We start from the raw sequence: 25,841 nt of genomic DNA, 5'->3' as shown, positions 1-25,841 counted from the left end.
GTTTCCCACCTTAGTGCAAATGCAGTCAATACTGTCAATACAGTCAATACAGTCTTTAGCGTCTTTGCAGTCTTTGCAGTCTTTGCAGTCATTACTGTCTTTGACAGTATTGACGTCTTTAATTGCAATGCTGTCATTGCAGTCAATGAAGGCTTTACTGTCATTCGGCGGCAAGTCAGGCAGCTCGCCACAGCGTCCCGATCAAGTCCACTTCGGCTTCCGAGGGCGGGATCCAGTAGAGATCAGAGTCAGGTTCGTCCACTTCGTGTTCCGCCAATTCGGGCGCGAGGTTCCTGTCCAGCCATGCGTGCCAGGCTGCGCGTTGCTTTCGGTGGGTACTGATCTGCTCTGCGGCGTCGTCAAGTGCACCGAGCCGCCTGGCCAGGGCTGTCAGGCTGGTCCCGGCTGTGATGCTCCATTGCCCGTGCCGGCGTCCGATCATGTTGTAGCTGCTCATGGCGGCCAAGGCCGTTTCGACGGCTGTGCGGCTGAGCCCTGTGGAACGGACGATTTCTGCTGTTGTGGGGGAGAGGCGTCCGCGTTCGATGGATTCGTAGACGAGGGCAGCGACGTCGCCCAGGGCACGGAATACGGGGCGGATGCCGTGGATCTTTCCGCTGCGCCAGGACAGTTCCCGGGCAAGTTGTTCAAAGTGCTGGGGGAGTTGGATCACGTATGTGTCGGCGTTGCGGCCGCGGGCATCGGCAATTTTGGTCAGGATGCCGTCTGAGGCTTGTTCAAGCATCGGGAGCAGCCTGGAGATGGTGCCGTGGTGCTTGCCCAGTGCCGTAGCGAAGGTACGGCAGCCTACGTCCAGCACGTCGGTTTCCATGGTTCGCATGTAGCCGAGTACTGCGCGCAGCAGCAGGCGCAGGCTGAGGCCTTCGCGGCCGCGTTCTTTGAATCTGTGGTCCAGGACTGCGTACAGCACATTTTCAAGATCGTTTACGAGCTGGTGTGCAGCAGCTTTGCTGCTGGTTTTGCTGGCCCCCCCTGTGGGTATTGGTTGGCTTGTGTCGTTAATACGGGCATTCCTTTTGCCCGTTGCCGGGGTTCCCGGTTTCTGGATCCAGCGGCAGGCCTCGGCCCACTCTTTATCGAGGAGGCGTTCCTGCCGGCGGGCGTCGGTGTAGAGGGCTGCGAGGCCAGAGAGCTGGCCGCCTAGCTCGAGGCGGACCTGGTCCAGGGTCCAGCCACAGGATGCGAAGTGGTTCAGTACCGCCATGCGGGCCTCTGACGGGCTGGCGTACCGGGCGGTGTCGTACAGGCCGGTACGGGCCGTCAGGCGCAAGGGGGACTGGCTGCCGCCAAAGGGGACCGGACTGACACCGTGGGCCGTCGCCGGGGCTGCCAGCTTGGCGGCGCGGGCCTTTAGCTCGCGTGCACGTTTGAGCTCTGGTGCCAGATGGCGTCGGAGGGCCGCGACAGCGTGGACGGGGTTGCGGCGTCGCAGCACGTCGTATGCCTCGTTCAGGGGCGTGACGAGTGTCTGGTGGCCGCCGCTTTTGTGGGCACTTCCTGGGACCCGGATACAGCCGTCGGTGACGTTTTGGTGCGGGCTGGGGTCAAGGCTGGCTGCCGTCCGTGCGAGGGCTTCTATCATTTCCCGGGCCGCTGGTGCTTCCATGCGCTCGGCCAGGGGAATGTAGAGGTGGCGTCCGCCACTGGGGGAGTAGTCCGCGATGTAGCGGACGCCGCAGCTTTCCAGAAGGTCTCCGAGGCGTCGGGCATCTTCATCGACGACGCCCTGCAGCGCTTTGGAGGTGTCCAGGTCAAGGCAGAGAGTCGCCACGGATCCATCTGCTCCGTGAATGGGAACGGCCGCCGGCTGTTTCGGCAGGGAAGCGGTGATCCGGGGAGGGTTTAGCGGCCGCGGATACTGGAATCGCCCGCCGATCCATCGTCCCGGGCGGTAAGTCGGTGAGCCGGCGATTAAGGGAGCGAGAGCCCATGCCATAGCGGGCGTGACTTGACGCGCGGATTGCAGCGCGTCAGTTATTGACGGCAGGGTCGCGACAGGTACCATAGACAACAGCTAGTCCCTTCGGGGTATAGCAAATGGAGCGCCCCTCGCGGGGAGCTTGTTAAGTTCAGATCGTTGTCCGCCAAGATTCGGATCTGAACGTCATACTTTTTGAAGGCCCGCCTAGTGCGGGCCTTCAGTCTTTAACTGGCCTTAGCGATAGGCAGGGACTCCTGGCCTTCTAGGGCATCAAGGTCGATGGTGCTTAGGTGCTCGTGCAACAGCCGCGCGAGCAGCTCGGAGCGGCTCTCAGAGGTTATTTCGACAACCCTGGTGAGCTTTATGGCATCCGCGCGCGGAATCTTGGATGTGACGGTCAGACGATCGCCCTTATGCATCTGTGCCATGGATCCTCCTAAGTTTTGTGTACCGAGCACCAGCCAATATCAATCAGATTGCCTTAAGTGGGATATTGGCATCGTGTCGCGACAATATCCGCGGAACCCGTCATGGGACGCCGTGGCCGCCATCGACCGGGCGGGCAATCAAAAAAGTCATGACTCAAATATGTCACAACCTCACAAAATTTTAGATATGGGGCTTTTGTCGGCGCGGTTCAGCGCTTCCAGGCCCGTCGAACGATGGCTTCGACGTCGGCAGTATCGGCATATGCGCGGCCGCCGGCGTTCCGTGCGCCACGGAACAGGTTCCTGGTTGCCAGGAGTGAGCGGAAGTACTGTCCGCGGCGGTCGATTCGTCGGGCCTGGACGCCAAGGAATCTTGCGGTTTCCCGTCGGTTCATCCCGGCGGCGATGCAGATTTTCACTGCTTCGAAAATGACCCGGTATGCGGCTTCGTTTTCATTGTTGACCTCGGCGAGGACGCGTTTGACGGCCTGTTGGGCATCTTCCGGCGTGGGGTTCATGAGGCAGCCTTTCTAGTCGATGGAGAGGGCTGAGCCGAGCTCAGTCTGCGCGGCACGGTTTTTCCGGGCGTAGGCGAAGAGTGCCAGGCCGATCACTACGAAGGCCGTGGAGATGTAGGAAACGATCATGAAGAGGTAGGTGGCGTCGCCGGTCGCAGTCAGCTCGACCGGATAGGTGAATGCGCGTATCAGTGACAGCGCAAAGCCGGCAGCGATCAGTCCCGACGCGATGCGGCCGACTCTCAGTGGATTCTTGCGGGAGTCCTTGAAGGCGGGCTTGATGAGGGGGAAGACGATGTAGGCGACGTAGGCCAGCACGAGCCATGTATTCAGGCGCACGCTCGGCTGCGCAGCGTAGTCCAGCAGCTGCGGTGACGGGTTTGGGGCTTTGGTCGCCAGGAGGGTGCCCAGCAGTCCGGTAGCGACGATACCGAGCATGGCCGCTCCCGGCGCCCCGACAGTCCACCGGCGGGCGAACGGTGAGCCGTAGGCAGTGCTGAGGTGGCCGCCCAGGAATGCGACGGCGACGAGGGCGAAGTATTTGGAGATCAGGTCGGTGCCATTGGTGAGCGGTAAGAGTGCTTCCACGCCCATGTAGACCGGGGGCAGGAGCAGGAGATAGGCGAGGGTCAGGAAGATGCCCGACAGGGCGATGCTGCTGGCTTTCCCATGCAGTGCGTGCTGGTTTCCCAGCACGGGGGTGTTGATGCGTTTGAAGGTCAGGCTCCCCAGAAGAATGAGCATCAAACTTACCGGGACGACGGTGAGCGGGTTCATCCCAGGAGTTCCGTCATTTTCTCCGCGTATTCGCGGGCTTCCTTCCGCTGCTTCACCCTCCGCTGCAGTAGATGGATTCGGGCAGAAATGGCCTCGACCAAAACATCGTCGGAAACTTCCAGTAGCTCATCCTCGCGAGCCCTGATCTGCCAGCCGCCTTCGGCCGGCGTGATCAATTCCGTCACCACTAGTCCGGTCGCGAACGAGCCTCCGCCTGCTCGTGAGGCTGCAATCGCCAAAGACGGGTTCAGCTTGTTTTCGGTGAGCTGGGTGGCGATGTAGGTAAGCGCCATGCCTGTTTCCTGGGACATTTGCTGGCGAATGTCCCCTGGGTCGATGGAGTCGATCCAAGTCCGAACTGAGCCGTCATGCGGGAAGGGGATGAGGTCGATTCCCTTGCGGAGCTCGCGGGGGTAGTGCTTCCTGGAGGTGCGGAACTGCAGCTCGGCCATGAGGTCGGCGTGATGGACCTGGCTCAGGATCTCGGCGGAGGACGGTTCTATGGGCCGGGTCTTGATGACCTGGTACGGACTGAAGACGCTGAGCGCGTCGATGACGTTCATTCCGGTGGCCCTGGCGATGGCAATCACTGTGGACTCCGCAACGTTTCCGCGCCTGAGCTGGTTGTTTAGAGTGCCCCGATTTATACCGGTCAACGCACTCAGCGCAGTCGGTGACGGGCTGAGGGATCGCCCTTCCAACCACTCCCGAAATTCGGCGGCTGAGACAGGCACGGACACTCCTTAGACAAAGGGCATGAGACAAGCACGGGCGGTCAATACCTGCTAGGATTGGACCAATACTTAAACAAGTGTTGATATTTCAAAACTTGTATTAATCCATCGTAGCTTCTGGGATCGAGTTTAGCCGGGGCCCGCCTACGATCCATGACCGCAGGCAGTACAGCACACAAGCGCAGGGGGAAGCGTGAAGCCGTCCAAGATGCTCAGCACCGGAGCCGCCGTAGCGGTACCCGTGGTGCTGACCGGCCTGGTCTTCTCCATGCTGCTGTTGCTGGCCCCCGCCAAACCTGCGGCGGCCGACTGCGGGCCGGCGGTTTCCGTCGTCGTCGACGGCAGCACCAAAGTCGAGGGATACACCCAGGAACAGCTGCAGAATGCCGCAACCATCATGGGTGCCGGGAAAGCACAGGACTTGTCGGCCAACGGGCAGATGATCAGCGTGATGGTGGCCCTGGGGGAGTCGGGGTTGCGGGTGCTCGATACCGGTGACGGTGCAGGCCCGGACTCACGCGGCCTGTTTCAGCAGCGCGACAACGGCGCGTGGGGTTCTTATGCAGACCGCATGGACCCCACCACGAGTGCCACCAACTTCATCAAAGCCCTGAAAGGCGTGGCCGGCTGGGAACTGTTGGAACCGACCATTGCCGGCAACAAGGTCCAGCGCAACGCCGACCCCTACCACTACCAGAAGTACTGGCCCGAGGCCGTCAAACTCGTCCAGGCGCTCTCGAACTCAAAGTTCTCCTTGCAAGGCAGCGACTGCGCCATCCCCGGACAATCCGGCGCGGGGGATGACTACCCGTGGAAGAACTCCCCGACCTGGCTGCAGGTCGGCGCAAACTCGGCCAGCACCTCTCCTCTCGGCATGTACTACCGCGAGTGCGTGGACTTCGCCCTATGGCGGGTGAACCAGCAGATGGGTTCCACCGGCGCACCGTTCAAGTTCCTCAACGGCACCTTCCGCCCGGACGGGCAGGGCCTCGGCTCCGCCCTGACCTGGAAGGCAGGCTGGGACGCCAAGGGCTGGGCTGCCGGTAACACACCCCGGGTCGGCGCCGTTGTCTGGTACGCCCCCGGAGCAGGGGGAGCGGACCCGAACTTCGGCCACGTCGCGGTGGTCAAGGAAGTCAAAGACAACGGGACCTACGTCGAAGAGGGCTACAACGGCAACCCGGCCCCGGCGGACCACAGCTACTACACCCGGACGGTTACCAACACTGTCCCCTCAGCTTTCCTGTACCTGCCCACCCAAGAGGAGAAGAAGTGAAAAAGCCCTTGACCCTGCTCGCCGTGGCGCTGCTCTGCGTGGCCTGCGCACCGGTGGCGAACACGACGCCAGCACCGACGGCATCAACCGACCAGCCCACAGCGTCCGCGCCGGTCTCACTGAGCGCCAACAGCGGACCCCAGGCACCGGGCGGCACTATCCCCGCCACCATCGGCATCAGCTGGGATCAGGCCAGCAAGGACGAGGCCGTGGACGTCGCAGAAAACGCCATGACGGACTTTGCCCGCCCAACGATGGAGGAAAAGCAGTGGGCCAATGACCTGGCCCGCTGGCTGACCCCGCAGGCGACCGCCGACTACTCGGCAGTTGACCCGGCCAACATCCCGGCCAGCCGCGTCACCGCCGCCGCCGCCCTCGCCGTCGATGAAGCCAACGGCTTCGGCGTCATTGCAGCGGTCCCCACCAACGCCGGGACCTACACGGTGCAGCTGCTCCGCACCGGCAAGGACGCCCCGTGGAAGGTCAACCGGCTCACGCCGCCCGCCTCCTAAACGCCGCCCCCTCCACCCCACACACGTAAGGAAGAAGCTCATGGGTACTACACCAACCGAGGTCATGGCCTTTCCCAACATCCGGGCCATCGTCCGCGACAACGGCACCGCCGAAGTCGTCGTCGCGGGCAACTCCCGCATTGTCCCCGCCGGAAACTCCGTACAGGAACTCCGCAACAACGCCCTGGCCCTCATCGTCGGCGAAGCCCAGACCCTCCAGCGCCCAGTCCGGGTCCGCATCGAGGACCCCGAAGGCCACGGCGAACTCATCGTCCACCCGGACAACAAGATTGAATCCGTCTCCTACGATCCCGCTCCGGCCCGCCGCCGGGCAGAAGCCCCCGAAACCACGCCCACGACCGTAGCGCCGGCCGTCATTGATACCGTCCCCGCACCCGCGCCGGAGCCCGCGGCCGCTCCTGCAGAGTCGGCGCCGGCTCCTGCCCCTGCAGCACCGGTGGATGCCCAGCCGTGGCCGACAGCCCCCGCTACGGCCACCCAGGAATCGCAGACAGCTGCCGTTGTTGAGGATGCCGCGCCGACGCGGCGCAGCCTGAAGGAAACTTCATTCCTGGTCAGCGCCCCGGTCCTCGAACCTGCCACCCAGGGCTGGCGCGGAACACTCACACGCCTGGGCCTCCGGATGGACCCCTCCGAGGAAGAACTCACCGAACGCGAGGACATCCGCACGGTCAGCCAGCACTGGCCCGGTCCCCGGACCATCGCCGTGGTCAACCGCAAGGGCGGCGCCAACAAGACACCCACCGTGGTCATGCTCTCGGCCATCCTCGCCCGTTACAGCGGCGCGGCCACGGTCGCGTGGGACAACAACGAGTCCCAAGGCACCCTCGGGTGGCGGACCGAAAAAGGCGCCCACGACCGCAGCGTCCTGGACCTGATCGACGCCTCCACCGAACTGCTCTCCCCGTCAACGAACGCCGCCGAAATCGCCAAGTTCGTCCACCACCAAACCGCCGACAAGTTCGATGTCCTGCGCTCGGATGAAAACGAGGAAGGCGACCACGAAGTCACCGCCGAGGAAGTCGACATCGCCCACCAGGTCCTCACCCGCTACTACCGGCTCGTGGTCATGGACTCCGGAAACACCGCCCGGGCAGCGAACTGGCGGCGGATGATCGACCACACCAACCAGCTCGTTGTTCCCGTCACCGCCATAGAGGACCGCGCCGAAGCCGCCCGCCTGACGCTGCAGACCCTGGAGTCCCGCGGCGGCCACGACGCGGAGCTGGCACGCAACGCCGTCGTCATCGTCTCTGAGTCCACCGACGCCAAGCGCAGCATGAGCGGCGAGGCCCTGAAGCGGGCCAAGGACGAAGCCCAGCGGATCGCTGACGGCTTCGCCCCGTTCGTCCGTGCCGTCGTCCGGATTCCCTACGATCCGGCCCTGGTCAACGGACCCATCCGCTACGAAGCGCTCCAGCCCGCCACCCAGCGGGCATGGCTCGCGGCCGCCGCAGCCGTCGCCGCCGGCTTCTAAACCACCCACCAACGGACTTCGAGAGGAGGAACCATGCAACAGTCCCTGAACCCTTGGATCACCCGCCCGGCCACCGCCGACGGCGCGGACACGGCAGCTCCGGAGGCACACGTGCCGCCGGCGGCCGTGATCAGTGCGCCCCTACGTGGAATGGTCGAACCCGACGCCGCAGACCGTTTGGCCAGCCGCACCGTCTCCGGCTCTGCCTCGCTGTGGATCACCGGCGCCCATGGAGGATCCGGTGAAAGCCGCACCGCTGACCTGATCGGCGGGGCACGGGTCACCGGTCACTGCTGGCCCGTCCTCCAGGACGGCAGCAAGCCCCGGGTGCTGCTGGTCTGCCGCGCAGACATCCGGGGCCTGACAGCTGCACAAGGCGCCCTGACGCAGTGGGCATCAGGCGCGGCACCCGCGGTTGATCTGTTCGGCCTCGCCATCCTGGCGGACGCACCCGGGAAGACTCCCAAGGCACTTCGTGACTTCGCCGCCATCGTCGGCGGGGGAGCCCCGCGGTTCTGGACCCTGCCCTGGGTCGAAGCCTGGCGACACGGAGACTCCACCACCACGCCGACGGTCCGCGAATATCAACGCTTCATCACTGACTTGGCCGCCCTGGCTACCGACACCACACCCCGCACCACCATCTGAAAGGTCTCACCATGAACTCCATCTCCGCACTTGCAGCAAGCGTCATCCCCAACCCAACCCCGGTTGTCCCGGAACAGGCAGGTGGCCTGCTCACGATCCTGAACTGGGCCTCCGGCATCGGCCTGGTCCTCGGTGTCCTGGGCGTGATCATCGTCGGCATCGGCATGGTCATCCAGCTCCAGCGAGGCGAGGGAGCCCAAGCCATCGGCAAGCTCGGCTGGGTCCTGATGGGCTGCATCATCATCACCGGCGCCGCCGGCATCGTCCGCGCCTTCGTCTAAACCAGCACCAACAAAACGGGAGGTTCACCATGAGCCAATCAACAGAGAGCACCACCGAAAGCAATCCGTTCACCAAGCCCGGTTTCATCATTGCTGCCGCGCTGGTGGTCGCTCTGCTTGCAGCAGCCGTCGTCATCTTCCTGCTCCCCAAAGGACAGGACACCGCCCAGCCTGCCCCCGGCACCGCAGCGCCGGCAAACTCCGCCACAGCCACCCCCACCGCCTCGGCCGCAGCTGGCGAGAGCATCTGCGGACTGCCCGCGTCCTCGGAAACGACGTTGGGATCGGCCCCGAAATCCAGGTGGGAGTTGGTGGGTCGCATGGCCACACCAACGGATCCCAAAACCTTCGGACCCGGGCTGACTGACGAGAGCGGTTTCCGGTCTTGCTTTGCTAACTCCCCAACGGGTGCCCTTTATGCGGCAATGAATGTCGCCGCACTTGGCTCGTCAGGAGCGTCGGATCTTGAGGTGAAGCTCGCTGACAAGCTGCTCGTGCCCGGCCCAGGAAGGGATGTTGCCTTGCGGGAATCGAGTGCAGGGGCCAGTTCTTCGGGGAATGGGACCACCATCCAGGTTCAAGGTTTTCTCATCAAGTCCTACACCCCGTCGGAAGCCAGCGTTGATCTGGCCTTCAAAACAGACACCGGAGCCCTCGGACACTCAACCTTGTCCATGCGATGGATGGACGGAGATTGGAAAGTGAAGCCCACCGATGACGGCGTGACTTTCAGCAATGTGTCACAGCTCAGGGATCTAAGCGGCTTTATCCTCTGGTCCGGAATCTGACATGGCCGAATGCAAGTGGGGGGACATAGGTTGCGGATTCGGGAACGCACTCCAAGACCTGAGTAACGACGCTATGGGAAATATGGCCAAGGCCATCATGGAGGGTATGAGCCAGATGGTGACGACACTGTCTACCTTCTGGGTGTCCATGCCCACGGTGAACCTGGCCAGCTCCGACCGCACAACGCCGAGTCCCATCGTCTCCATGGTGAACAGTGAACTGATGCTCTGGACCCTGACGCTGGCTGTCCTCGCGGTCATTCTCGGTGGCATCCGAATGATCTGGGAACAACGCGGAGCACCACTAAAGGATCTGCTGCGGTCCCTCATCACCCTGGCCTTGGTCTCGGGCCTTGGTCTGGGGGTCATCTCCATTCTGGTGATCGCCGCGGATGCTTTCTCGGCTGCCATCATCGACCGATCCACGGACGGTAAGGGTTTTGCCGAGTCGATGAGCCTCCTGGTCGTGACCGGCCAGACCGGGATCGGCGTGTTCATCCTCATCGTTCTGGGACTGATCGGTCTGATTGCCTCCCTCGTTCAGGTCGTTTTGATGGTTGTCCGCAGCGGGATGTTGGTGATCCTGGCGGGCATCCTGCCCACCACCGCGGCCTTCACCAACACCGAGATGGGGAGGCAGTGGTTCCAGAAAGCAGTTGGCTGGACTATCGCGTTCATCCTCTACAAACCTGCGGCAGCCATCGTTTACTCGGTCGCATTCCTCCTCATGGGTAACAACAGTGGGAAGGATTCATTGATCACTTCCATCACGGGCTTCACGTTGATGATCGTCGCGCTGTTCGCGTTACCGGCGCTGATGCGTTTCGTGACGCCGATGGTCGGGGCCGTCGCCTCTGGCGGGGGAGCGGGAGCTGGAGCTGCCGTTGGGGCCATGGCCACAGGCGCCGTATCAATGGGCCGCAGCGGGAGCGGTAAGGGCAATGCCGCTCCAACACCGGCAAGTACACAAAGCAACCAGTCAGGCGCATCTCCCAAGGGCAGCAACGGAACGCCTGGCCCGAAGGGAAATGGCGGCCAGCCGACGCCCGGGGCTACCGGTCCGGGCAGGGCCACCAGCGCCATGGCCGGCGCAGCAGGCACTACCGGAGCCGGGGCAGGAGCTGCTGCCGGTGGCGGTGCCGCGGCGGGTGCGGCGAAGGCCCCAGGCCCCGCTGGCATGGCCGTCGCCGTAGGAGCACAAGCAGCGTCCAAGGTTTCCCAGGCCGCACAACAGACCGCGCAGGATTCAACCGGGGAGGGCCCCAGTGGCAGCAATTAATACCGAATACAAGGAACCGTCCTACGGCAACTGGCGCGTCCCGCGCTCTGCCGGGCTGGGCAACCTCGGCGCTATCGGCACCGGCATTGTCATGGCCGGATTGTTGCTGGGCATCATCAGCTTCGCCATCTGGGGCCTGTTCCCTGGCCTTGCAGTCCTGGCCGTGGCCGGGGCGGCCGCCCTGTTGCTGACGGTCAAGGACAAGCACGGCCAGTCCGTTGTTGACCGTTCCGGAACACGGATGAGCTTCCGTCTCTCCAAGTCCTCCGGAACGAATCTCTACCGTTCCGGCCCCCTCGGCGTGACGGAGTGGGGCATGTACCAGCTGCCCGGCCTCGCCGCGAAGTCCACCCTGTACGAATTCACCGACTCCTACAAGCGCCCGTTCGCACTGCTGCATGTGCCTTCCACCAGCCACTACACCGTGATTTTCTCCACCGAACCCGACGGCGCGTCCCTGGTGGACCCGGAACAGGTCGATGCGTGGGTGGCGAACTGGGGCGGCTGGCTCGCCGGCCTCGGAGACGAAGCGGGCCTGGACGCCGCCGCCGTAACGGTCGAGACCGCACCGGACTCCGGCTACCGGCTCCGCAATGAGGTCACCATGAACATCGACCCGAACGCACCGGATTTTGCCAAGAATGTCCTCAACGAGGTCGTCGACACGTATCCGGAAGGTTCGGCCACGGTCCGGGCCTGGGTCTCCCTGTCCTTCAACGCCTCCCTGCGGGCCGGATCGAAGAAGCGCACACCCGAAGATGTGGCCCGGGACCTCGCGTCCCGGATCCCCGGGCTGTCGGCCCGGCTGCAGTCCACCGGCGCCGGGATCGCCCGTCCGATGTCCGCGCAGGAACTCTGCGAGGTTGTCCGGATCGCCTACGATCCGCCCGCTGCCCTGATCATTGACGAAGCGCACGCCGCCGGCTCCCCGGTGTCCCTGACCTGGGGCGAAGTTGGACCCTCCGCGACGCAGGCGGGCTGGGATGACTACCGGCACGACAGCGCGTTCTCAGTTTCCTGGACCATGACAGGTGCCCCGCGCGGTTCGGTGAACTCCTCGGTCCTGTCCCGGCTGCTGGCCCCGCACGGGGACATTGACCGCAAGCGGATCTCGCTGCTGTATCGCCCGATGGATTCGGCCCGGGCCGCCGCCGTGGTGGAGCGGGACCAGAACAACGCCAACGTCCGCATCACCTCCGGAAACCGCCCGTCCGCCCGTGCCCTGGTCGATGCCCGCTCCGCTGTGCAGACCGCGCAGGAAGAGGCTCAGGGCGCCGGGCTGGTGAACTTCGGCATGGTCGTCACGGCCACCGTGACCGACAAGGAACGCCTCGCCGATGCCGTGGCCGCCGTGGAACAGACCTCCGGCACCGCCCGGGTGCTGCTGCGCCGGGCCTACGGCACCCAGGACACCGCGTTCGCCGCGTCCCTGCCCCTCGGGCTGGTCCTCCCCAAGCACAGCCTCCTGCCCTCCGAAATCAAGGACGCCCTGTAATGGCCCGCATGAAACTCTTCACCCGCCCCGCCAGGAAGACTGCAGCACCGGTCAACGCCGCGCCGAAGAAGAAGGCTGAGAAGGAACCGCGCCAGCCCGGGCCATCTGCCCGGGGCTGGACCGGACGCGGCGGCGGCATGGCCCAGCTCGTTCCATCCGTGAAGGAATACCGGGGAACCACAGTCCAGGTCTGCGGGCTGTGGCCATTTTCCTCCGGGGCATCCTCGCCCATGATCGGCGTCCCGCTCGGACGCCATGAGGAAACCCAGGCCACGGTCTGCTGCGACCCGATCAGCTGGTTCCAACGGGCACGCCTGATTTCCAATCCGTCGGCGTTCATCCTGGGCAAGCCGGGGCTGGGAAAGTCCACCGTGGTGCGCCGGATGTTCATCGGACTCTCCGCACAGGGCGTCCACCCCCTGATCCTGGGGGACCTGAAAGGCGAGCACGTCAAAGCGGTCCAGGCGCTCGGCGGCCAGGTCATCAAGCTCGGCCGAGGTGTCGGGTACCTGAACATTCTCGATCCCGGCCAGGCCGTCGAAGCGGCGCAGCTGCTCGAAGACAGCGGCCACCATGAGGACGCCGCCCGGGTCCGCGCCGACGCACACGGCCGCCGCCTGACCATGGTTGTCTCCCTGATCACCATCAGCCGGAACAACCCGCCCACCGATCAGGAACAAACAATCCTGGACCGGGCCCTGCGGGTCCTCGATGACCGGTTCGACGGTGTTCCTGTCCTCAAAGACCTGTTGGACGTGATCATCTCCGCACCCGATGAGCTGCGCCAGGTTGCACTGGACCGCGGCGACATGGCCGTCTACCTGCAGGAAACCCGTGCCTTGGAAGCGACCTTGCTGGGCCTGACCGGAGGCGGGAAGCTCGGAGAAATCTTCTCCCGGCACACCACCAACCCCATGATGCGCGACCGCGCCGTGGTCTTCGATGTCTCCAGCATTGACGAGACCGAAACCGACCTCCAAGCTGCAATTCTGCTCGCGTGCTGGTCCTACGGATTCGGCACCGTCAACGTCGCCAACGCCCTCGCGGACGCCGGGCTGGAACCGCGCCGGAACTACTTCGTCGTCCTCGATGAGCTGTGGCGGGCGCTGCGCGCCGGTAAAGGCATGGTGGACCGGGTAGACGCCCTGACCCGGTTGAACCGCTCCGTCGGTGTCGGACAGATCATGATTTCCCACACCATGTCCGACCTGCTGGCACTGCCGGCAGAAGAAGACCGGATGAAAGCCCGCGGCTTCGTCGAGCGCTCCGGCATGGTGATCTGCGGTGGCCTCCCGGCCTCAGAAATGCCGCTGCTCACCTCGGCCATTCCGCTGTCAGGTGAGGAACAGCAGAAGCTCATCTCCTGGCAGGACCCGCCCGCCTGGGACTCCCGCGGGCTCGACGTCGAACCCCCCGGACGCGGGAAGTTCCTGATCAAGGTCGGCGGACGGCCCGGCATCCCCGTTCTGGTGGGACTGACATCTTTGGAACAAGGCCCGGACGGCGTCAACGACACCGAGGCTAAGTGGCGTGAAACCCCGGAAACCCTCCTCGAGCCAATGACCCCCGACGTACCCGTTGAAGGAGGCACGCTGTGAGCGCACCGAACCGCAAAGGAATGGGCCTCGGGGATGCCCTGCTGGTCTGGTTCGCCATCGGCTTCATCGTCATCTTCGGCGGAGGGACCTACGCCGCCGCCCACCTGGGATCCTGGATGGCCGGCATCGACTCACCCCCCAAACACCCGATTGATCTGATCGCCGGGCTGGTCAAGGGCCGCGTGCCGTGGCCCGTCCAGTCCACCGTCGCGGCCGCCCTCATGGCCGGCGTGGTCCTGGCCCTGACCATCGTCGTACTCGTGGCCTGGAGGAAGGGTGCCTCCAAGCGTGCCCGCGTCGACAAGGCCGCCCGGTACCTTGGCCGAGGGAAGTCCCTGGCCGCGTTCTCCGAGAAGGGCGCGAAAGCGACGGCGGATCGGCTGGGCGTGACAGGAACGCCGGGCATCGTGGTGGGCAAGGTCGTCTCCACCGGCCAGACGTTCATTCAGTCCTGGGAAGACCTCAGCCTCGATATCTGGGGTCCCCGGACCGGCAAGTCCACCTCACGGGTGATGCCCGCGATCCTGGACGCACCGGGTGCTGTGGTGTCGACCTCGAACAAGCGCGACGTGGTGGACGGCACCCGTGGCGTCCGCGAGCTCACAGCCCCGGTATGGGTGTTCGATCCGCAGAAGATCGCCCAGGAGGAAGCACAGTGGTGGTGGAACCCGCTTTCCTACGTCACCGACGAAGAGAAGGCGTACAAGCTCACGCAGCACTTTTCGGTCGGTTCACGGGTCCCGGGGTCCAAGCCGGATGCCTACTTCGACCCCAAAGCCGAAGACATCCTCTCCTCGTACTTCCTCGCGGCCGCGCTCGGTGAACTTCCCATCACGCAGGTTTACCTGTGGGTGACCGAGCAGGTGAACCGGGAACCGATCAACATCCTGAAAGAGCATGACTACGAGCTGCAGTACAAGGGCCTGGAGTCCACGCTGGAGCTGGCCGACAAACAGCGCGACGGTATCTTCGGCACCGCCGAGAAGATGATCCAGTGCCTGAAGTCCAGGAACACGCTGCGCTGGGTCGCTCCGACAGGCGGCGCAACCGTGGCCACGGATGCCCGGCGGCAGTTCAACCCGCACGCTTTCGCTGCCTCCCAGGAGACGATCTACGTCCTCTCCAAGGAAGGGGCCGGCTCCGCTTCCCCGCTCACCACAGCGTTGACGGTGGCGATCGCTGAGGCGATGGAGGAACGGGCCGAACGCAGCGGAGGCCGTCTGCCCAAACCAGCACTGTTCGCCCTCGATGAGTTGGCCAACGTCGTCCGCTGGGCAGCCCTGCCAGATCAGTTCAGCCACTACGGGTCCAAGGGCCTGATCGTCATGGGCATCCTGCAGTCCTGGTCCCAAGGCGTCGAACTCTGGGGCGAAGCGAACATGCGGAAAATCTGGTCGGCCGCGAACGTCAAGGTCTACGGTGGCGGCGTCGCCGAAGAAGGCTTCCTCCGGGCGCTCTCGGACCTCATCGGGGACTACAGCTACACCAATGTCTCCGTCTCCTCCGGCAAATCCGGATCCAGCCGCTCGCGGCAGGAGGGCAAGGAACGGATCTTCGACGTCTCCAACCTCGCCGAGCTGGACCGCGGCCGCGCCGTGGTCCTCGCCTCCGGCGCACCCGCCACACTGGTCCGCACCATGCCCTGGTACACCGGCCGGCACAAGGACGCCGTGGAGGCATCCATCAAGAAGTACAGCCCCCGCCCGGAGGAGCCGGAGGCCATCCTGATGCCATCCGCTCCGGTCGCTAATCCCTGGGTCACCGGGTAAGGAAGCAACAAGCCATGGCAGACGATTTTGGATTGTTCGACACGGACACTCCCGCACCCAAAGCCGGCGTTGGCGTCGGCGAGGACGGCCAACCGGAGAAGGTGCCGGAGCTCGTCTACGGCTCGGCCGAAGAGTTCCTTCACGAACAGCTGCTGCCGACCTACGTCCGCAGCGTCACCGGTAAGACCGCGAAGTGGTGCGTCGAGTGGTATTTCCATCCCGAGGCCGTCTCCCGCGTTGCGGCCTTGTGGCGTTCCTGGGAGCACCTGCGCCTCGACCCTGCCACTGGCATGAGCGTCTGGTGGCGGGACCACGCAGACCACCACATGGGAGTCCTGCTGAACCCCCAAGGGCCGTTCTACAACTGCGACATGAAAGAACACCGCGACCCCGACCACCTTGAACCCAAAAAAGCGCCCCCTGGCTGGTTCCCCGACGCACGAACTCTCACTGTCTGACACGCGAATTCCCCGGCAGGCATCCGATCGATGGTCTCAATGGAGGGACTATATGACGGGCTTGGGCAAGAGCAGGTTGTTCGAGCCTGGGCAGATCACCCGCTTCGCCCTCGGCCCCGGGATGACGAACCTCTTCGTGCTGAAGGTCGGTATCTCGGGGTCATTCGCACGTTTTATGTTCAACCTGTACTCGGCTGCGAGATAGCGGATAAACGGGTTCAGCTCAACCCCGATCTTCTTGAGTCCAGTGCCGTCAATGGCGCTTGCCTGCTCGCGGCTCACCACAGCGAGCATGTAGTGGTGGTGCAGATACGTGGCGGCATCGAGCTGCCATTCTTCTTCTTCCTTCAGGCCGCCGTCGTCCGGGTCGTTGTCGAGCTCTTTCAGCCGTTGCCACATCCAGTCGATCGGAGTGACGTGTTCAAGGACCAGTCCCGCGAAGGAGAGGGTGGACTTCCATTTCTCGAAAGCTTCGACGGACCAAGGGATCAGCAGCAATTTGTTGCTGAAGTGTCCTTTTGGGAAGCCGGCCTCGGCAAGGGCGTCGTAGTGGAAACCGATGCGTGGCGCTTCCCAGACTGAGGTGAGGACTGCCCGGGCTACGGACGGAGGCGTTCGACCGGGTGCTGACGCGGCAGCCTCCTTCTCGACGCGGATGTAGGTGCGAATGATCGCCGCGTCAGACTTCATTTCTGCATTGCCTTCATCGAGCCGGCCGATTATCGGCGTCTCGTGGACGTCGTAGAACGTGACTTCTTCGTTTTCGCTACCCATTTCCGTGATTCTTCCATGAACGCTAAGTCAAGAAAGAACCTCATATGAAAGGGAGAACCCCATCGGGGTTCTCCCTTTCATATTTCGTCGCTACCTAGCGGGACCGCTCTTGGCCCTCTCCGCGCCGACTGCTGCCCCTGAGCGGGTCTTCTTGGCCTTTGCTGCGCCCTTGCCCATGGTGACGGCTGCGCTGGGGTGTGTGCCCTCGCTGCGTTCTGCGGCGGCGCGTCCTCGGACTTGGGTTTCATTGGCTCCGGTGGTTGCCAGGGATGCGGCGAAAGCTTCGTGGCGTTCCGCTGAGCCGTAGTCGCTTGCTGACGTGCTTTCCGTTTTGAGCCCCTGGTCTTTGAACCGGCGGCTGAGGTTGCCGGTGACGCGGTTCTCGATCTCGCGGCCGACGCTTTCCATGCGGGCGAAGAGTTCCTTTTCGGCTTGCTCGTACCGCTGTTCCACGGGCGTCCTTTCGGACCCTGTGAAGCCTCCCTCTGCCAGGAGTTTTGCTTCGTGCATGTCCTTGGCTGCTTTCACGAACGCGGGATCCTCGAAGTGCGAATCTGCGGCGCCGTTGACGTTCGAGGTGGTTTCTTTGCGGAGCTGGTCGATGTCGGGACCGTTGATGCCGTCCTTGCCGATGAGGAACAGGCGTTCCTGCACCGTGGCGTCCGCGGCCGCCACTGCTGCAGGGGTCTTCGCCGAGTGGGCGGTCTGCAGCGCCTGGGCCAGCTCGGGGTTGGCAAGGTATTCGGCCGGCACCTGGTGGCGTTCCATTTCCGGGGCCAGCGTCACGGCCTGCGCGCGGAGTTCTTCGGCGCGGGCGGCAGCGAGCAGGCCCATGGCCTTCTCATGTTCGGTGGCCGCAGTGCGTGTCTCTTCCTGGCTGCGTTCCAGTGCGTCCTGCCGGGCCTTGTCCGTCGCGGCATTCTGAATATCTGACACCAGGTATCCAGAGTCCTTGCCGGCCTCGCGGGTGTCGATGCCGTAGCGCGTGAAGACTTCCTGCCGGATCTTCTCCGAGGCCGCGAGGGCAGTCGGATCGTGGTCTTTCCAGCCTTCAGCGATGGCGTGCGCCGTGGCGATGTCGTGGGGCTGGGCCTTGTCCCACCACTGGTCCTTATTTACCTGTGCCAGCGCCGCACGCGCTGCGCTGCGGTCTGCCGTGAGGCGGGCCTGCGCTTCGTGCGCTGCCTGGGCATCCTGGTGTTCCTGCTGCCGTTGGGACTCCTGTCGGCGACGGGCCAGTGTCTCGGCAATGCGGGAGGCGATCATGAGGGACTGCCGCATTCCGCCGTCCAGCAATTCGTCCATTCCGTCAGATTCACTCATCGTGCTCCCTTGCAGTTGGTGGTGGTCGTTATCGGTCCAGCACGGGGCCGGACTCCCGGCCCGTGTGCTGGTGGGTTTTGGCCGGCGTTGGTGTGATCGGTACCGCTGACCCTGGACGGATGGGCGCCATGCCGCGCAGTCCAAGTTCTACGGAGTTCGTTGCCGCTGCCTGTTCCGGGGCACCGACGGAGACCGGGCGGGGCATGGTGGCCGCGAACGGTTTCAGCTGCTCTGTGACGACGGCCCGGAGCCGCTGCGCTTCACGGGTGCGTCCGGACTGTTGGTGCATTTCGTGGATGGCGAAGGCAGTGTTCACCAGCTGCAGCATGAGCGCCGCTTGTGCGGCGGTCTTGCTCTTGCTGGACGCGGCCATGAACAACATGGCAGTGCCGGCAATGGACGGCAGAGCGACAGGCTTGCTGTGCTGCCGTGGTGCCCGGAGCTGGGCGGCGCGGGACAGCTCGGCGGCGGTGGCCGCCAGCGGACCCGGCGTCGGTTCGAGCCGGTGGGACCATGCCGCGAATGCGCCGGACACCTCTCGCGCTGCTTTCGCCCAGGTGGCGTGATCATCCCGGGGCAGTGTGCGCAGCTGCTCAACGAGTGCGGTCGCGTTCCGGGTGTACTCGACCCACATTTCCGCCGGGGGTGTTCCGTTCTCGGGGCCGGTCCTGGACACGGTGCGCCTGTTGCGGGCGGCTGCGTTCCACTCCGCTGCGGCCTCGGTTGCCAGGTGCGGTGAGTCCATCCACTCTTCACGCAAAGCACCGAGCTTCAGGTCGGAGGCGAGGGTGCCGCCGCCGAACCAGATAGGACGTTCACCCTGCTTCGGGCGTTCGGCCACGGAGTACCCGACGATGACGTCGGTGGTGTTCTTCGCATAGCGCGGACGAACCAGCATTCCGGTGTCGCGGGCGCGCCGGACGAACTCACCTTCGGTCGCCGAGGAGCTGGCGCTGGCGCGGACTTTCCGGGCCAAAGACGAGCGGTGCATTTCCCGCTCGTCCCGGACAGCGGTGGCCTTCTCGGCCCGGTCGTAACCTCGGGTGGCGTGCACGGTGGAGAGCTGTTCCAGCCCGTACTTAACTTCCAGCTCACGGCACGATTCCTGAGCCCTCTTGTAGTCGCCGTGGGTGGATGCCTTGGTGCCGTCTTCGCGGACCAGGGAGACGGCCAAGTGGATGTGGTGGTTGCCGTTCTCACTCGTGCCGTGGTTGACCGCGACCCACCGGCAGCGCGCCTTGCCGCTGGTTTCGGTGAAACCCATGGAGTCCACGAAATCATTCGCGATATCGCCCCACTGCTGATCCGTCAGGGCGCCTTCTTCGGCGCGCAGGCTCAGCGAGCAGTGCCACACGCTGGCGTCCTTGTATCCGACGTGGACGCGCTCTTTCTTGGCCGCGTCCCACTGCATGTCCTTGATCTGAACCGATACGCCATAAGCCTTGTGCGGACGGTCCAGATGCTTGGCGATTGCCAGAGCATCTTCACGGTCCAGGACACCGTCGTCGTACCACGCCATGATTGCAGCGTCACCGGCTACCAGGTGCGGATCAGAGTGTGCGTTCTTGGTCTTGTTGGCATCCGTGGAAGCCAGGTAAACCATGAGCCCGCCCATGCGCGAACCGCGGGTGATGTTCGGAATCATCCCTACATCAGCCCGTCTATGGCGTCGTCGATGCGCATGGCAACGGAGCGGATATGTTTCAGGGCTTGGTGCGCCTCGGCGGGGAACTCGCTCGTGGCGTTGGCCTGGCGTGCGAGCTGGTTGATGTTGTTGGAAGAACGGGCCAGCAGATTGTGCAGCGACATCAGTTCCGCGATGGCGGCACGCCGTTCGGTAGTCGTTTCCTGGGTCTCGGACAATGCCGATGTAAGCAGCAGGTTTGGGACGGTGACTTTCTCCCGCTCAGCCCTCGCGACGAGCGCGGCTTCCTCTTCAACAGTGACCCACAGGTCACGGCGCTTCTTGCTGCCGGCGGGAGTGTTCTCCCGGCGTCGGCGCGACAGATTGAAACGGTGAGTGGTTCCCTCATCCGACATTCAATCCATCCCTTCAACGGCCCAGCGCAGCGACCCCGGAAACGGGGACCACACTGACCAGTGTGCCGCACTCGACCGCCAGTGTCGAGCGCGGCAAGCCACTTACACCCGTGTAAGTGTATAGCTTGCTCCGGACGGTCTTCTTTGATGGTCTTTTCGCCTTTCGCACTTGGTCGCTGAAAACCTGCTTTGGGGTGTCGGTCCTGGCCGGTAGGGTTTGGGTATGGATATCAACGACATTGCCGCTAAGGCCGCCGCGAAAATCGACGCCGCCAGAGACACCAAAGTCAACGCCGTGAAGAGGGCCGCTGCCAGCGGTGTTGAGGTCCAGGAAGCTGCCCAGCTACTTGCCACAGCAGAGCAGAAATACGCCAAGGACTATCAGGCAGCATTGCGCGCAGACTGGACCGAATCGGACCTCCGGGGCTTCGGTCTGGACGCTCCGGCCAAGAAGGCCGGCGGGCGTCCGCGTGGCCGGAAGACCGCGCAGGAGTCCATACCGGTTGCCGGAGGCCCTGAGTAGTAGCCCCTCGCCCCCATGGGCACGGCAAAAGCCCAATCGCTTCGCTGCTTTTCCCGCACACACGGGGACGACGGGACCCAGCTGACCGGCTGCACACAACCGCCAGGGAACCTCGGACTCGCACCTCACCAACGGGACCGGCGGCCGTGCACAGCCTCGACACTGGCCGGTCACCAACGGCCACGTTTCCCATGGACCAAGACACGCCGCTTCCGACGTCGACAGGGCGCTCCGGCTGGCTCTTTTCAGCCCTAGACCCCAAGCGGCCCCGGTGGGCAGATACGACGAAGGCCGGCACCTATTCGAGGTGCCGGCCTTCGTCGTATCTGTATTCCTTTAGTCTTCCGCGGCGACGTCGTCATCCTTGATCTGACCGGCTGCGATGCGCTCGGCTGTCTTCGCGAACGCTGCCTCGATGTACGCCGCGAGGTCACTTTCCCGGACCCTCCACACACCACGTCCACCAAACTGCCCGGCGGGAAGCTCACCGCTGCGAACGAGTGAATAGACCAGTGCACTTTTGACGTTCAGAATCTCCTGGACTTGCTCCAGGGACAGCATCCTGGGGAACACCGGGCCCGTCGTCGGCGCAGATTCCTCGTTCACGTTCTCAGTCCGTTTCGGCATTCTCAGTCCACCTCGGTCCGGTGTTGCAGCTCGTCCCTGGTGCGCTGTCCGCGGCGGAGGGATCCGGCCGGAGCCGGTTCCCATTGCCTGCCTTGGTTGTGTTTGCGTTCCAGGCGTTTCACTTCGCGCATCGTCGCACGAACGATGAAGTCCGACACGCTTGCATCACCCTCCAACGGCCCGGCGGCCAGGAACGCTGCCCGGACCCGGCCGGCCTCGTCTTCCGTGAAGTAGGGGGTGAAAGCGGCGATCTTTTTAGACGGCACGAAGGCTCCGGGGCCACGGGTGGAGACTGTCGAGGTAGCCGGGGTTCAGCGTCATGCTGCCGTCGTCGTTCGTCCGGATATTTGAGTGCTGGTGGCTGCCGCCGGCGTGGGCAATGGCGGCGAGCACCAGATCAAGGTTTTGCCGGTCCAAGCCAGGAATGACTTCGCTCAGGACGACAGGGACGTCCTCTGCCAGGGATGCCGCGAGCAGCAGGAATCGCCGTTCGCCGCCGGAGTAGGGTCCGTTGTTGGCGTGCTCTCCGAGGGCTTCGAAATCAATCCATGCGTTCACCTGGTGCGGGCCTGCCGGGGTGTCGCTGGTGTGGATCCAGGGGTTGCCGACGGCTGCGTAGCGGCCGCCGAAGGCGCGTAGCAGCAGCTCAGTTCCGGCCTCGGAAGTGTAGGAGCCTTTTGCCCAGCTCCGGAGGTCATCTTCATGCGTCATGTTCGTCGTTTCCTCTGGTTGAAAAATAAGGGGTTAGCGTCCGGCTTTGTCGAGCGCGGCCTTGGCCTCGCGGATGGCCCGGCGTGCTTCCTGCAGGGCCTCCTCCTGCTCATGAGTGGGTCCGGCACCGGATCGCCAGTCGGAGCGAAGTTCATCCTCCACGTCGCCCAGGAGTGCGAATGCGTTGGCGCGGATGTCATCGAAGGTGGGCAACTCGTCCATGGTCTTTTCCGTTCGTCTTCGGCGCCTCGGGGGCGTCCGCTGCTGGCTGGGTGTGTGGGGTCCGTCGGGGTCAGCATATCCAGTGGCCCTGACGGTGGGTCAGTGCGCTGGTTCGGGGTCCTGGGGGCGGACGCTGATGTGTCCGGCGGGGTTGGCGTCGATACCGAACCATGGGTCATCGTCGGCGTATTCCCGGCTGCTGATACTCAGGCTGTCGGCCGGGTGCGGTTCTTCCTGTCCGGCTCCGCCTTGCGCGGCATCGTGCGGGCTGCCCTGGGTCCTGTGGACTGTCGCTGTCTCGAATCCCGTGAGTTCGTGCCCAGGCGCAGGATCCCCTGTTCCGCGCGGATATTCGCCGAAACTATGCATTTTGCCTCCGAAGTTGATGTCTGAAATATTTTCATAATTCCTGAAGATTCCGTGATATTCATGATCGGTGCGAAGTATTGCTGAACCCGGAGGTGCGTGATGGTGCTTGCTGCCGTCCGATCCATCGGATTCAGCCGGTCTCTGCGTTCCGAGCAGGACGAGGAGGACTTTGAACAGGAGCTCGCCGATCAGTTTTCGCTGGCACAAATCGGGGCAGGTGTCACTGATCAATTCGTCAGGACCGAGCGTTCGGTGATCTTCGAGTTCGCCCGATTCCTGGGACAACCCCTCTGGACAGCTTCGCCGTCCGATGCCGACAGGTTCTTGTCGCATCTGCGTCAGGAACGGCAGCAGGCGAGGGCCACGAGGGAAAGCAAAGCCGGCACGCTGGCCAGGTTCTTCGACTTCCTGATCGCCCGATATCAAGGCGATATCCATGCACTGACCGGATACGTTCTCACCCAGCCGATTGACGAATTCAATCGCCCCGCCAGCTCCTCGTTCCCAGCAACCCGGATCCCGCCAAGCGATCCGGAAGTTGAGGCTCTCTTCACCCGGTGGCGTGACGCACTTCCCGAGGCAAGGAAGTACCTGCCAGCGGCCCGTGACTACCTTGCCGCCTCGTTGTGGCGCCGTGCCGGGCTTCGGATCAACGAGACACTGATGCTCGACATTAAGGACTGGCGCCCCGACCTTGGAGAGCACGGCAAGCTTCACGTCCGCTTCGGGAAAGGCAGCCGCGGCCGCGGCGCCAAACCCCGCCTCGTTCCCGCGATCAATTCCGTGGATGCACTGCTGGAATGGTGGCTGACGGACGTTCGTCACCAGTTCGGTGACGACTATCTGGACCCTGATGCGCCCCTGTTTCCAAGCGAGCGGCACGACCGGCATACGGGAGGCTGCGCCCGGGTCGGTGACGATGCTCTGCGCGCCGGTCTGGCCAGCGCGGTGGCGAGGTGGTTGCCGTCCTGGAAGGGACGGCTGAGTCCCCATGGGCTGCGGCATTACTGCGCGTCTTCCCTCTATGCCCGGGGCCTGGACCTGAAGGCGGTCCAGGAATTGCTGGGACATGAATGGCTGTCGACCACCACCCGGTACATCCACGTCCATGCGGACCACGTCGACCATGCCTGGGCGGTCGCGAACGAACGCGTCGCCGCCCGACTGACAGGAGAATGAGACTATGCGTTGGAATCTACGAATGGTCGCCGCTGAGCGAGGGATCTGGAAATCAACAGAACTCCGTCGCCAGCTTGCCGATGCCGGCCTCGAAATCAGCACGGGCAAAATGTCCGGGCTCTGGACCGGAACACCAACCACGATCCGCCTCGAAGACCTCGATGTCATCTGCGCGGTGCTCAACTGCTCCCCCACGGAGCTGCTGATCTGCGAGCCAGAGAAGGTCGCAGCAGCGCGCCCGAAGCTGGCCGAAGCATCATCTGTCGGAGCCGTTCCCGCGGTCATTCCCCGGCTTGGGCGTAACCGTTCCAAGCCACCGGCGTGAGAGGATCCAATCCCCCGCGCCCATGCAGCGCCTGCGGTCTGCGACCGGTCGCGTGGAGCCATCCGCGCCGGACAAGGTTCTGCCACGACTGCCTGCCCGGGGGTCCATTCGTCCCGCCACCCTGCAGGCGATGCGGACGAACAGACGGCTACTACTCCGCGGGCCTGTGCGACCTCTGTCATCGCAGCGCCCCTCAACGGGTAGAGGCGTGCAGGGACTGCCAGGCCTGGGGCGTCGGGCGGACACACCAGTGGCTCTGCGAAGCCTGCAGGGCCTGGCGAGCGAAATACGCTGAGGGAACCTGCAGGGCCTGCGGCGTGCTGGTTGCAGTCAACGACGATCAGGGGTGCCGGCTCTGTTGGCACCAATTCCTCGCCGCTGGAGGCCGGAAAAGCGGCACTGATTTGCTGGCGGCCAACCGTTTCGGCCAGCAACTGTTCCTCGCCAACCTCCGCCACGTCAGCGCAGGACAGCGCCGCGGCACCCGACGGCACCGCCCCAAAGAACCAGTGACCAGCCCGGCACCGACATTCACAGCCGTGCCGCACCGCCAGCTCGTGTTGTTCCCGGCAACCCGCGATCTTGAGAACGGACGAACCTGCGGATTCCCGACGCCCGCGGAACCGGCGATGGCGGCCTTCCTGGATGAGTTCCTCATCGACTACGCCAAGACGCACGGGTGGAGCCTGACCGCGACCAAACGAGCCCGGCGCGGACTCGCCATTGCCCTCGGCCTGCAGGACACACCGGGTGCACCACTGCGGGCCAGCGACATTATTGATCTGCAGCAAATCGGAACCTCGTTGCGCCTCCTGGAGGTTTGCGCGGCGGCTGGCCTGCTCGAGGACGACCGCGAACCCACCGTGGACAAGTGGTTCAGCACCGCCGTCGCTGAACTGCCCGAGCAGATGAGGATCGAGCTCAGCCGCTGGTACACGGTCATGATCAACGGCAGCAGTACCCCTCCCCGCAGCAAACCCCGGTCGGAACAAACTGCCCGGCTGTACCTGCGCTGGTCCCTGCCCGCCTTGCGTTCCTGGGCAGCGTCCGGACACACCACTCTCCGGGAACTCACCACCGACGACGTCCAGGATGTCCTCCCCGGCTCCGGAAATCCGCGCGCCAGGATGGGGCAGGGGCTCCGATGCCTGTTCCGTGTCCTCAAAAGCCACCGCGTCATCTTCTTCAACCCGATCGGCCCGATACGCACCGGCACCCACGAAACCCGCCAACCCATGCCTGTGGACTCGTCCGTGCTCCGCGAAGCGTTCAACTCCGCAGACCCCGCGCGGGCGGCCCTCACTGCGATCGTCGCTTTCCACGGACTGCGATCCGGCCAACTGCGGAAGCTGCACCTGACCGACATCCACGACGGCCGCCTCCACCTCGAGGGGCGCACCATCTTGCTCGCCCAACCAGTCCAGGACCGCCTGGGCACGTGGCTGACCTACCGCGAACAGCGCTGGCCTATCACCAGGAACCCCCACGTTTTCATCAGCCGACACACCGCCCTCGATACCTCTGCCGTGGGCTATCAGTGGATCACCACCTCCATGGGCATGACCGCCCAGGAAGCCCGCGAAGACCGGATCCTCCACGAACTACACGCCAGCGGCGGCGACATACGACGCCTCTGCGACATGTTCGGTCTCAGCATCGCCGGCGCCAGTCGCTACTCCGCTGTCCTGACCCACCCAGACCTGGCCAACGCCTGAGCCCGTCGCACGGGATGCGCTCAAGTGCAGTC

The 25,841-nt window shown here is 64.2% G+C and carries 28 protein-coding genes; 15 read left to right on the top strand and 13 right to left on the bottom strand.

From position 1 onward, the window contains the following. Positions 1-175: 175 nt before the first annotated feature. From AC06G6_RS20585 to AC06G6_RS20565, 5 genes are all read right to left on the bottom strand, one after another. On the bottom strand, positions 176-1,792 hold the full coding sequence (locus AC06G6_RS20585) for a hypothetical protein (RefSeq protein WP_479828908.1): 1,617 nt from the start codon (positions 1,790-1,792) through the stop codon (positions 176-178). A gap of 374 nt (positions 1,793-2,166) precedes the next feature. Continuing rightward, positions 2,167-2,370 carry an acyl-CoA thioesterase family protein gene (locus tag AC06G6_RS20580; protein WP_354149624.1) on the bottom strand — a complete coding sequence of 68 codons (204 nt, stop codon included), beginning with the start codon at positions 2,368-2,370 and terminating at the stop codon, positions 2,167-2,169. Between the two features lie 209 nt (positions 2,371-2,579). After that, a complete protein-coding gene (locus AC06G6_RS20575) occupies positions 2,580-2,888 on the bottom strand; it encodes a hypothetical protein (protein WP_479828907.1) in 309 nt (102 codons plus the stop codon). A 12-nt stretch (positions 2,889-2,900) separates the two neighbouring features. Beyond that, complete coding sequence (locus tag AC06G6_RS20570) at positions 2,901-3,665, bottom strand: hypothetical protein (RefSeq protein ID WP_479828906.1); 765 nt, start codon at positions 3,663-3,665, stop codon at positions 2,901-2,903. Continuing rightward, entirely contained in the window at positions 3,662-4,255 is a 594-nt protein-coding gene (locus AC06G6_RS20565; RefSeq protein ID WP_479828904.1) for a hypothetical protein, read from the bottom strand. Before AC06G6_RS20565 ends, AC06G6_RS20570 begins: the two co-directional genes overlap by 4 nt. A gap of 352 nt (positions 4,256-4,607) precedes the next feature. On the opposite strand from AC06G6_RS20565, the gene AC06G6_RS20560 reads away from it, so the two are divergent. From AC06G6_RS20560 to AC06G6_RS20510, 11 genes are all read left to right on the top strand, one after another. Beyond that, on the top strand, positions 4,608-5,675 hold the full coding sequence (locus tag AC06G6_RS20560; RefSeq protein ID WP_479828954.1) for a CHAP domain-containing protein: 1,068 nt from the start codon (positions 4,608-4,610) through the stop codon (positions 5,673-5,675). Next, positions 5,672-6,187, top strand: coding sequence for a hypothetical protein (locus AC06G6_RS20555; RefSeq protein ID WP_479828903.1), 516 nt, complete (start codon positions 5,672-5,674; stop codon positions 6,185-6,187). The genes AC06G6_RS20560 and AC06G6_RS20555 overlap by 4 nt, the downstream gene beginning before the upstream one ends. 40 nt (positions 6,188-6,227) lie before the next feature. Beyond that, positions 6,228-7,685: a MinD/ParA family ATP-binding protein gene (locus AC06G6_RS20550; RefSeq protein ID WP_479828902.1), complete on the top strand. Its 1,458-nt coding sequence runs from the start codon at positions 6,228-6,230 to the stop codon at positions 7,683-7,685. 33 nt (positions 7,686-7,718) lie between these two features. Then, positions 7,719-8,333 (top strand): DUF6668 family protein, encoded by a 615-nt coding sequence (locus AC06G6_RS20545; protein ID WP_479828899.1) that lies wholly within the window; start codon positions 7,719-7,721, stop codon positions 8,331-8,333. 11 nt (positions 8,334-8,344) lie between these two features. After that, the gene (locus tag AC06G6_RS20540; RefSeq protein WP_123256201.1) at positions 8,345-8,614 is read left to right on the top strand and encodes a hypothetical protein; all 270 of its coding nucleotides are present in this window, start codon (positions 8,345-8,347) and stop codon (positions 8,612-8,614) included. A 29-nt stretch (positions 8,615-8,643) separates the two neighbouring features. Further along, entirely contained in the window at positions 8,644-9,402 is a 759-nt protein-coding gene (locus AC06G6_RS20535; RefSeq protein ID WP_479828897.1) for a DUF8175 domain-containg protein, read from the top strand. A gap of 82 nt (positions 9,403-9,484) precedes the next feature. Then, on the top strand, positions 9,485-10,681 hold the full coding sequence (locus AC06G6_RS20530) for a TrbL/VirB6 family protein (RefSeq protein WP_479828895.1): 1,197 nt from the start codon (positions 9,485-9,487) through the stop codon (positions 10,679-10,681). Beyond that, complete coding sequence (locus AC06G6_RS20525) at positions 10,668-12,176, top strand: SCO6880 family protein (protein ID WP_479828894.1); 1,509 nt, start codon at positions 10,668-10,670, stop codon at positions 12,174-12,176. Before AC06G6_RS20530 ends, AC06G6_RS20525 begins: the two co-directional genes overlap by 14 nt. After that, a complete protein-coding gene (locus AC06G6_RS20520; protein ID WP_479828893.1) occupies positions 12,176-13,774 on the top strand; it encodes an ATP/GTP-binding protein in 1,599 nt (532 codons plus the stop codon). The genes AC06G6_RS20525 and AC06G6_RS20520 overlap by 1 nt, the downstream gene beginning before the upstream one ends. Then, on the top strand, positions 13,771-15,543 hold the full coding sequence (locus AC06G6_RS20515) for a type IV secretory system conjugative DNA transfer family protein (protein ID WP_479828891.1): 1,773 nt from the start codon (positions 13,771-13,773) through the stop codon (positions 15,541-15,543). The genes AC06G6_RS20520 and AC06G6_RS20515 overlap by 4 nt, the downstream gene beginning before the upstream one ends. 14 nt (positions 15,544-15,557) lie before the next feature. Next, positions 15,558-16,001, top strand: a complete 444-nt coding sequence (locus AC06G6_RS20510) for a DUF4913 domain-containing protein (protein ID WP_479828890.1) — start codon at positions 15,558-15,560, stop codon at positions 15,999-16,001. Between the two features lie 48 nt (positions 16,002-16,049). Here AC06G6_RS20510 and AC06G6_RS20505 read toward each other — a convergent pair whose 3' ends face one another. The 4 genes from AC06G6_RS20505 to mobC form a co-directional block, all read right to left on the bottom strand. Beyond that, on the bottom strand, positions 16,050-16,775 hold the full coding sequence (locus tag AC06G6_RS20505; protein WP_479828889.1) for a hypothetical protein: 726 nt from the start codon (positions 16,773-16,775) through the stop codon (positions 16,050-16,052). Positions 16,776-16,865: 90 nt separating this feature from the next. Next, positions 16,866-18,098 carry a hypothetical protein gene (locus tag AC06G6_RS20500; protein ID WP_479828888.1) on the bottom strand — a complete coding sequence of 411 codons (1,233 nt, stop codon included), beginning with the start codon at positions 18,096-18,098 and terminating at the stop codon, positions 16,866-16,868. 28 nt (positions 18,099-18,126) lie between these two features. Beyond that, positions 18,127-19,743 carry a relaxase/mobilization nuclease domain-containing protein gene (locus tag AC06G6_RS20495; protein WP_479828887.1) on the bottom strand — a complete coding sequence of 539 codons (1,617 nt, stop codon included), beginning with the start codon at positions 19,741-19,743 and terminating at the stop codon, positions 18,127-18,129. A 2-nt stretch (positions 19,744-19,745) separates the two neighbouring features. Continuing rightward, on the bottom strand, positions 19,746-20,138 hold the full coding sequence (mobC, locus tag AC06G6_RS20490; RefSeq protein WP_479828885.1) for a plasmid mobilization relaxosome protein MobC: 393 nt from the start codon (positions 20,136-20,138) through the stop codon (positions 19,746-19,748). A 223-nt stretch (positions 20,139-20,361) separates the two neighbouring features. Between mobC and AC06G6_RS20485 the strand changes: the two genes are divergently transcribed. Then, a complete protein-coding gene (locus AC06G6_RS20485; protein ID WP_479828884.1) occupies positions 20,362-20,661 on the top strand; it encodes a hypothetical protein in 300 nt (99 codons plus the stop codon). A 336-nt stretch (positions 20,662-20,997) separates the two neighbouring features. Here the strand turns inward: AC06G6_RS20485 and AC06G6_RS20480 are convergent, their stop codons facing one another. From AC06G6_RS20480 to AC06G6_RS20465, 4 genes are read right to left on the bottom strand one after another with little or no spacing between them, the layout of a single operon-like run. Beyond that, complete coding sequence (locus AC06G6_RS20480; protein ID WP_479828882.1) at positions 20,998-21,267, bottom strand: helix-turn-helix domain-containing protein; 270 nt, start codon at positions 21,265-21,267, stop codon at positions 20,998-21,000. Between the two features lie 23 nt (positions 21,268-21,290). Beyond that, positions 21,291-21,554, bottom strand: a complete 264-nt coding sequence (locus AC06G6_RS20475) for a ParB family protein (RefSeq protein WP_479828881.1) — start codon at positions 21,552-21,554, stop codon at positions 21,291-21,293. Further along, the gene (locus tag AC06G6_RS20470; RefSeq protein WP_479828880.1) at positions 21,544-21,999 is read right to left on the bottom strand and encodes a hypothetical protein; all 456 of its coding nucleotides are present in this window, start codon (positions 21,997-21,999) and stop codon (positions 21,544-21,546) included. The genes AC06G6_RS20475 and AC06G6_RS20470 overlap by 11 nt, the downstream gene beginning before the upstream one ends. A 33-nt stretch (positions 22,000-22,032) precedes the next feature. Then, entirely contained in the window at positions 22,033-22,221 is a 189-nt protein-coding gene (locus AC06G6_RS20465; RefSeq protein WP_479828879.1) for a hypothetical protein, read from the bottom strand. Between the two features lie 468 nt (positions 22,222-22,689). On the opposite strand from AC06G6_RS20465, the gene AC06G6_RS20460 reads away from it, so the two are divergent. The 3 genes from AC06G6_RS20460 (at position 22,690) to AC06G6_RS20450 (ending at position 25,809) form a co-directional block, all read left to right on the top strand. Continuing rightward, positions 22,690-23,769, top strand: coding sequence for a tyrosine-type recombinase/integrase (locus AC06G6_RS20460; protein WP_479828876.1), 1,080 nt, complete (start codon positions 22,690-22,692; stop codon positions 23,767-23,769). A 4-nt stretch (positions 23,770-23,773) separates the two neighbouring features. After that, positions 23,774-24,094 carry a helix-turn-helix domain-containing protein gene (locus AC06G6_RS20455; RefSeq protein ID WP_479828873.1) on the top strand — a complete coding sequence of 107 codons (321 nt, stop codon included), beginning with the start codon at positions 23,774-23,776 and terminating at the stop codon, positions 24,092-24,094. 509 nt (positions 24,095-24,603) lie between these two features. Further along, positions 24,604-25,809: a hypothetical protein gene (locus AC06G6_RS20450; RefSeq protein ID WP_479828871.1), complete on the top strand. Its 1,206-nt coding sequence runs from the start codon at positions 24,604-24,606 to the stop codon at positions 25,807-25,809. The last annotated feature ends 32 nt before the right edge of the window (positions 25,810-25,841 follow it).

The sequence above is a fragment of the Arthrobacter sp. CJL-S3 genome (genome assembly GCF_056711635.1).
This window is presented reverse-complemented; position numbering and strand designations above follow the sequence as displayed.